Consider the following 7,189-nt stretch of genomic DNA (forward strand, 5'->3'; position numbering starts at 1 on the left):
AGGAATTTTGAATGTATGGTAAAAGATCGCCCTTTCGTGTAAGTCCGGCCCGCTTGGCCGCCCCCATACTGCTCCGTATTCCCCTGCTCATCTATTTTCTCATGGTTGCTTTTCCCCTGGTTTGGATGGTGTACTCTTCCTTAAAAACCAGCGTGGAATTCCGGGCCAATCCGGTTGCCCTTCCCCAAGGATTTTATTACCTGAACTATCAAACCGCCTGGGAAAACGGCAATATCGGCAGATATTTCCTCAATACCATTTTTGTGGACACCATTACTCTGGGGCTTCTGATGTTTTTTACCGCCACCACCTCCTATGTCTTGGCCCGCTTCCGTTTTTGGGGAGGCCGGTTCCTGGAAACGATCTATATGGGTTCCCTCCTGCTGCCGGGGATTGTGGCGCTGATCCCCATTTTTTTGCAGATCCGTTCTTTGGGGCTTATCAATACCTATCTGGGGCTTATTATCATGCTGGTAGTTAGTTCCCTGCCCTTTTCAATTTTTTTGATGCTGGGTTTTTTTCGAACCATCCCCCGGGACTTTGAAGAAGCGGCCTACATTGACGGTTGTTCCTATTTCAGAGCCTTTGCTCAGATCATGCTACCCATGGCAAAAATCGGGCTGGTAACCGTGTTGATCTTTAACTTTATCAATGTGTGGAGTGATTATTCCCTGTCCCTGGTATTGATTTCCGATTCCGCCAAGCGGACCATACAGTTGGGGCTTGCCTTCCTGGTTGAGGTGCCCAAGGTCAGAACCGATATGGGGGCGCTTTTTGCGGGCCTTACCATGGTAACCATACCGATTATGGCAATATATATCATTTTCCAGAATAAAATCGTAGAAAGCCTCACCGCAGGCGGTCTTAAAATATAGTTTAAGCCGTTCCCAAAACCAACGGGTTTGGGGAAGGGTTCTTTTTTCAAGGAGAAAATTATGAGCTTTCCCAGAACAACAGTCGGCGGCATATCCCTTCCAAGGATAGTGATCGGTTCAAACTGGCTCCTCGGCTACAGTCATACGGGCCATGCGGCGGATCTGTTTATCAAGGATATCCATTCCGCGGTGGAGGCTAATATCGCGGTCATCGGCGCCTTTCTGGATCACGGCATCGACGCCATAATGGGCCCCTTTTCGTCAAGCCCCGAGGCAAAGGACTTGTTATTCCGGGTCCGGGACAAATTGGGGAAAAAGTTGATCCTCATCGATACCCCGGTTATCAACGTGGATGATACCGAACAGGCCCGGCGGGAGGCCCGGGAGGTCATAAAAACCAGCGCCGAAATCGGCTCCAGTTTCTGCTTAATTCATCATTACAGCTGCGAACAACTGGTCAACAAAAACAAGAAGATCATCGACCGTATCCCCCAGTACCTGGAGATGATTCGGGAATTCGGCATGAAGCCGGGCCTGAGCGCCCACATGCCGGAGATCGTGGAGTTCTGCGATCTCAATGAATACGATGTGGAGACCTATATCCAGATATTCAACTGCCTTGGGTTTTTGATGCAGGTTGAGGTAGAGTCGGTGATCCGGATCATCCACGATGCGAAAAAACCGGTGATGACCATAAAACCCATGGCTGCGGGCCGGATCACCCCCTATGTGGGGCTTACCTTTAACTGGAATGTCCTGCGGGAAAAGGACCTGATTACCCTGGGCTGCCTGAGCCGCTATGAAGTGGAGGAGGATGTGGAAATCTCCCTGGCGGCCCTGGAAAAGCGGCTGCCCGAGCTGGAAGGCCGCAGCAGTCCCGCAAAACAGAGCATTATTCGCTAACAATATGAGCCGGTTCCAAAACCCACGCTTTGAACCGCCGCATGATAAAGGGGAGTATGGAAAACACGATAGCGCTATTTGACTTCCATTGTCATATAATGGAGTCCTACACCTTGTATGGGGATGCCCTTTTTCGGGAACCGGGACTTGAAAACGCCCATCAACTGACCGCCTATTTGGAAAACGGTATGGCGGAAAAACTCGCCGTACCGGCCATAACCCTGTATACCGTCCCGGATCTGCCCTGCAACCCCCTGGCCTTGTACGCCAAGCTCCGGGCCCCCGGCCGTATATACGCCCTGGCCGGGCTCAGACGCGGCCTTACCCGGGAGGATAACGCCGGTATGGCGGCCCAGGCCCGGGATCTGATTGCCGCCGGCTTTGACGGCTTTAAGCTGATCTGTAAGCCGAATGTACGCCGCTCCTTCCGCTTTGCCATCAATGATCCCCTCTTTGATGAATTTTACGCCGAGGCCGAAAAGCGCTCCTGGCCCATCCTGTTTCATGTGGGGGATCCCCCCTCTTTTTGGCAGAAGGACACAGTCCCCCCCTGGGCGGTCCGTAACGGCTGGTATTACGGTGACGACGCCGATATTCCCTCCTACCGGACCCTCTATGAAGAAACCTTTGATGTCCTCAGGCGTTATCCAACATTACCGGTCACCTTTGCCCATTTCTTTTTTATGGCCGATAAATTGGACCAGGTGCCCGCCCTATTGGAGTCATACCCCCGGGTATGTTTTGATGTAACCCCGGGTACTGAAATGTACGCCGCCTTTTCGGAACAGCGGGATCAGGCCCGGGAACTGTTTGCGGCCTATGGGGACCGTTTTCTCTTTGGAACCGATAATACCGGCTGCCGGGGCCCGGCGCGGAAGGATAATCTGCGGACAAGCCGGGAAAACATAGCCCTGATGCGGCGTTTTTTTGAAACCGATGATACCTTTGACGGTTTCGACTACCGCCTCCATGGCCTGGCCCTGGATAAAGAGATCCTTTATAAATTATACCAACAAAACTTTCTCCGCATATTGGGCAAAGAACCCGCGCCGGTACAGCGCCCCCAGGCGGCAGCCCTCTGCGAAGCATACCGGAACCTTATTGCCGGCGGTGAACCCTTCGCGGAGAGCACGATCCGCCTTCTGGACGAACTGCGCCATATGTTTGAAAACTAACGACCGCTCTCCCGACAGGGTATCCGCGGCATCAAAAAAAACGCCCGAATCGGTATTCACCGCTTCGGGCAGCTCCGGTTCTTCAGATCTGGGGTGGTACGGGGACAACGTAGTAACCCACTAGTGTAATGGTGTTACCGGTATTTTCGTCACATTTCATCAAGATGTGGGTGTTCCAGGTGTTATAGAAAAAGTCATCATCACCTAATCCGGTAAAGGTATACCCTGGCTTGGCGGTCAAGACAACTTTGATTATAAGGCTGTTAGGAGGAACCGGGGCATACTCCGGAGGCCAATCGGGACTATCATATGGAGACCAGCTCGCGGTTCCGGTATATTGAGGCGCAGTATCAGAAATACTGGAAGGTAGGGTCCCATTAAAAGGGATCTGTAAATATGGGGTCAGGTTCATGTCGGTTACCGTCTCAGTACCCCATTCCCAATCTACGGTTGCATCACCGGTACGGCGGTGTTTGATCACTTCAGGAGCGCTTACCTCCCCGTCCTTGGAGACTATCACATACACGTCGTAACCAGTTTCCCAATAGCCCGCAGGCACCTTTATGTCTCTGCCATGAGTCTCACCATCAGGGCCGGGGGCCTCGTAGGAAATCCGCCAAATATAATCCCTCTGCTCCGGGGGATCCCCCGGGCTACCATCAGCCTTCACCTGCACCACCGCATACCATATATCCGCGTATCCATCATTCCAACCCCCGGCCGTAAACTCGATTGTCGGCTCTGTCTTACTTGATAGGTTAGAAGATTCTGCGAACTTCCCGTCATCAACCCACAGATTATTGGTCGGGTGAGGCTGATCCGGTGGTAGTGGTTCTCCTGGTTGTTGTGGAGGCCATACCCCAAACTCTACCGCCCCGTTCCCGTTGTAGCCGGGATTACCAAACTGGGAAAAGTTCGTCTGCTTGTCCTGGCGATCATCATTCAGCCCGTTCCGGATGATCCATACCGGACCCCCGGTACTCAGGTCAAAATACGTCGACGTCAGATCGCTCCAGTCGGCGTCGGCCAGGCCAAAGGGCACATATTCCAGATTGAAGTTTATCGCCCATCCCGCTTTTGCGGCCGGATTGGTAGCCAGAAACTCCAGATCATTAAGGTCGACTTTGGGACTACTGATGGAGTCGAAATAATCGAGGATGGAAAAGCTAAAAGTTTCCGCCGTAGACCCGTTGTTCAACGTCACTTCGCTGCCGGCGAGACCGGAGAGAATGATCCGCTTTTCCTTGATCTTCAAGTCCCCGGTAGTGATGCCGACTATCTCTTGCGCCGGTATCAGGGCCCTTTCAAACCCGTCCGTCCCTGCCACTGCCCGCTGTACCGTCCATTTTACGTGCCAGCTCCCCGGGACTAGGTAGGCCGCATCGGGATCCCCATCAACTATTTTCGGTTCGACAGTTAGACTTCCGCCGTTATTGCCGATAAACTTGGTGTCCACGGTAATCGGATACATCGTGATAGTTACCTCCGTATCCCCCGTGATATTCACCGTCTTCTCCGCTAACCCGGCGCACAGAAGGGTAGGCTTAGTCTCGGTATACGTATAGTTATTCCCATTGTTCGGGCCCCGTTCCCAATACCCCATCAGCAGGAGGAAGGCATATTCCTTACCCCGGACCAGGTTATCAAGGGTCAGGGTGAACTCATTGTTCTCGCCGCTTGTTTTGCGGTCCTCGGCAAAGCCCTTAATTTCTTTACTTTGTTCATCCACCACGACGAGCTGGACAAAATTCCGGATTCCGTCGGCTCCCGTCATATATATCCGGTTCGCATCCGGGCCCGCCACGCTCCGGGCCGTCTCGCTCTGCCCCAGGGTGAAGGTCACCGTAAAGGGACGGTCAAGATCAATACCCGGCCCGGAATAGGTCCCCGGACCGATATCGCCGGCTCCCCCCCCTGAGGGGAACGATGGGTTAGAACACCCTGTGATCAAAAGAGTTGCCAGGATTCCGAATATAACCAGGACTGCCGGTTTCGTGATTTTCATAAATAGTTCCTTTTTTAAGACTAATGCCGGAATGGGATTCCGGAGCAATATTAATCCACTATAGTATAATATATAAAAAAAGTATAAAAAAAACAAGTATTTTTTTAAAAAAAAGCAGTATTTTTCAGCATATATACCAAAATTCTCCCCTTTGTTCGTGAGGTTCGGGTGGTTCGTGGTTAATCCTATGCTTCCTGCGGCATCAAAAAAAACTGCCCGAATCGGTTGTTCACCGCTTCGGGCAGCTCCGGCTCTTCAGCTGGGGTTAGTTTACGGAAATAGCAAACGCTAGTTTAGGGGGAACGTAATACTTACCCTAAGTTGCTGCCCCGTATTATCATCTATGACCACCGTACTCCCCATATGGGTAACAAGCGTTATCTCCTCCTCCGGCGGAAAGCCATACCCGGTCGTGGCGGTCAAAAGAACTTGGGCTTTATACGTGTTACCGACCGTAAAAGTATTACCGGCAAACACATTCGAATTTTCATACCAGTATTCTAACACGCCGCTATATGGCCAACTGGGATCAGTATCGAAGACAGTATCCGGAACATACCCGGTTTCCGGCGGCGTAATACCCGTCAGATTTACCGGCTCTATCGCCCATGCTCCAGTTATGGTTACATTATTGCTGCTATCATGGTAGATCACAAAAGGAGGACTCACCTGCCCGTCCTTGGAGATTATCACATACACCCAGTAATCTCGCTGCCACCAGTCGGGGTTCACTATTAACTGTCCCGGATGATCAGAAGCAACCTCTACTTCCCCATCCAGAAGGTTATAATCCCTCTGGTCCGGCGGGATATTCTCCGCTACTACCGCATACCACGCCACCGCATTTCCATCATAACCCCTGGTGCCATACACGATTGACGGCTGGTACTCTCCATCGTCAGGCTCGTCGTCCTTTCCGAAGAACCCCCTATAAACCTCCAGAGTATTGCCCGCCGGAGGCTGAGTCGGTGGTTGTTGTGGAGGCCATACCCCAAACTCTACCGCCCCCTTCCCGTTGGCAACGCTGCCGGACTCGCCAAAAGTCTTAAAATTCGTCTGCGTATCCTGGCGCTTATCATTCAGCCCGTTCCGGATGATCCATACCGGATAACCACTACTGCTCAGGGTATTATAGTTCGACCCCAGACCGCTCCATTTGTCGGCGTCGGCCAGGCCAAAGGGTACATATTCCAGATTGAAGTTTACCGCCCCCCCTTTTTTTGCGATCTCAGACTCCGCATCAATCAGGCCGATGAAATGGCTAAAACTTTCCACCGTAGTCCCGCCGCCGCTCGACACCACGCTTTCGACGTCGGCGATGGAGAGAATGATCCGCTTTTCCTTGATCTTCAAGTCCCCGGCAGCGGTGTCGATTATCTTTTGCGCCGGTATCAGGGCCTTTTCAAACCCATTCGTCCCCTCCACTGCCCGCTGCACCGTCCATTTTACGTGCCAGCTCCCCGGGACTAGGTAGGCCGCATCGGGATCCCCATCAACTATTTTCGGTTCGGCAGTCAGATTCTTGTCGCCATCGGAGCCGCTAAACTTGGTGTCCACGGTAATCGGATACATCGTGATAGTTACCACCGTATCCCCCGTGATATTCACTTCCTGCTTTCTTAACCCGGCGCACAGAAGGGTAGGCGCCTCATCCTCGGAATATACATAACTCCCATTATGTTCCCAATGCCCCATCAGCAGGAGGAAGGCATATTCCTTACCCCGGGCCAGGTTATCAAGGGTCAGGGTGAACTCGTTATTGTTACCGCTTGTTTTGCGGTCCTCGGCAAAGCCCTTAATTTCTTTACTTGCTGTATCCACCACGACGAGCTGGACAAAATTCCGGATTCCCGTAGCTCCCGTCATATATATCCGGTTCGCGTCCGGGCCCGCCACGCTCCGGGCCGTATCGCTCTGCCCCAGGGTGAAGGTCACTGTAAAGGGACGGTCAAGATCAATACCCGGACCGGAATAGGTCTCCGGACCGGCATCCCCTGCTCCTCCCCCTAAGGGGAACGATGGGTTAGAACACCCTACGGCCAGAAGAGCCGCCAGGATTCCGAATATAACCAGGACTGCCGGTTTCGTGATTTTCATAACCACTTCCTTTTTTAAGACTAATACCGGAATTGGATTCCGAAGCAATATTAATCCACTATAGTATAATATAAAAAAAAAGTATAAAAAAAGCAAGTATTTTTTAAAAAAAATGCAGTATTTTTCAGCATATA

General features: G+C 51.9%; 5 protein-coding genes. 3 read left to right on the forward strand and 2 right to left on the reverse strand.

The window, feature by feature from the left end:
* The first annotated feature begins 11 nt into the window (after positions 1-11).
* From LQZ21_RS09320 to LQZ21_RS09330, 3 genes are read left to right on the forward strand one after another with little or no spacing between them, the layout of a single operon-like run.
* Complete coding sequence (locus LQZ21_RS09320; RefSeq protein ID WP_411044057.1) at positions 12-875, forward strand: carbohydrate ABC transporter permease; 864 nt, start codon at positions 12-14, stop codon at positions 873-875.
* A 60-nt stretch (positions 876-935) separates the two neighbouring features.
* Complete coding sequence (locus LQZ21_RS09325; protein WP_411044058.1) at positions 936-1,778, forward strand: hypothetical protein; 843 nt, start codon at positions 936-938, stop codon at positions 1,776-1,778.
* 56 nt (positions 1,779-1,834) lie between these two features.
* A complete protein-coding gene (locus LQZ21_RS09330) occupies positions 1,835-2,953 on the forward strand; it encodes an amidohydrolase family protein (RefSeq protein WP_411044059.1) in 1,119 nt (372 codons plus the stop codon).
* 82 nt (positions 2,954-3,035) lie between these two features.
* On the opposite strand, the gene LQZ21_RS09335 is transcribed toward LQZ21_RS09330, so the two are convergent.
* Both LQZ21_RS09335 and LQZ21_RS09340 read right to left on the reverse strand, forming a co-directional pair.
* Complete coding sequence (locus LQZ21_RS09335) at positions 3,036-4,958, reverse strand: hypothetical protein (protein WP_411044060.1); 1,923 nt, start codon at positions 4,956-4,958, stop codon at positions 3,036-3,038.
* A gap of 288 nt (positions 4,959-5,246) precedes the next feature.
* Complete coding sequence (locus tag LQZ21_RS09340) at positions 5,247-7,055, reverse strand: hypothetical protein (RefSeq protein ID WP_411044061.1); 1,809 nt, start codon at positions 7,053-7,055, stop codon at positions 5,247-5,249.
* Between the last annotated feature and the right edge of the window lie 134 nt (positions 7,056-7,189).

This window comes from Treponema sp. TIM-1 (assembly GCF_046533115.1).
In the GTDB taxonomy this organism is placed as follows: domain Bacteria; phylum Spirochaetota; class Spirochaetia; order Treponematales; family Breznakiellaceae; genus JAIRMO01.

Bases quoted from the DNA above. Each gene is read 5' to 3' on its own strand.
- LQZ21_RS09330 (WP_411044059.1), top strand. From the start codon at position 1,835: ATGGAAAACACGATAGCGCTATTTGACTTCCATTGTCATATAATGGAG.
- LQZ21_RS09325 (WP_411044058.1), top strand. From the start codon at position 936: ATGAGCTTTCCCAGAACAACAGTCGGCGGCATATCCCTTCCAAGGATA.
- LQZ21_RS09340 (WP_411044061.1), bottom strand. From the start codon at position 7,055: ATGAAAATCACGAAACCGGCAGTCCTGGTTATATTCGGAATCCTGGCG.
- LQZ21_RS09335 (WP_411044060.1), bottom strand. From the start codon at position 4,958: ATGAAAATCACGAAACCGGCAGTCCTGGTTATATTCGGAATCCTGGCA.
- LQZ21_RS09320 (WP_411044057.1), top strand. From the start codon at position 12: ATGTATGGTAAAAGATCGCCCTTTCGTGTAAGTCCGGCCCGCTTGGCC.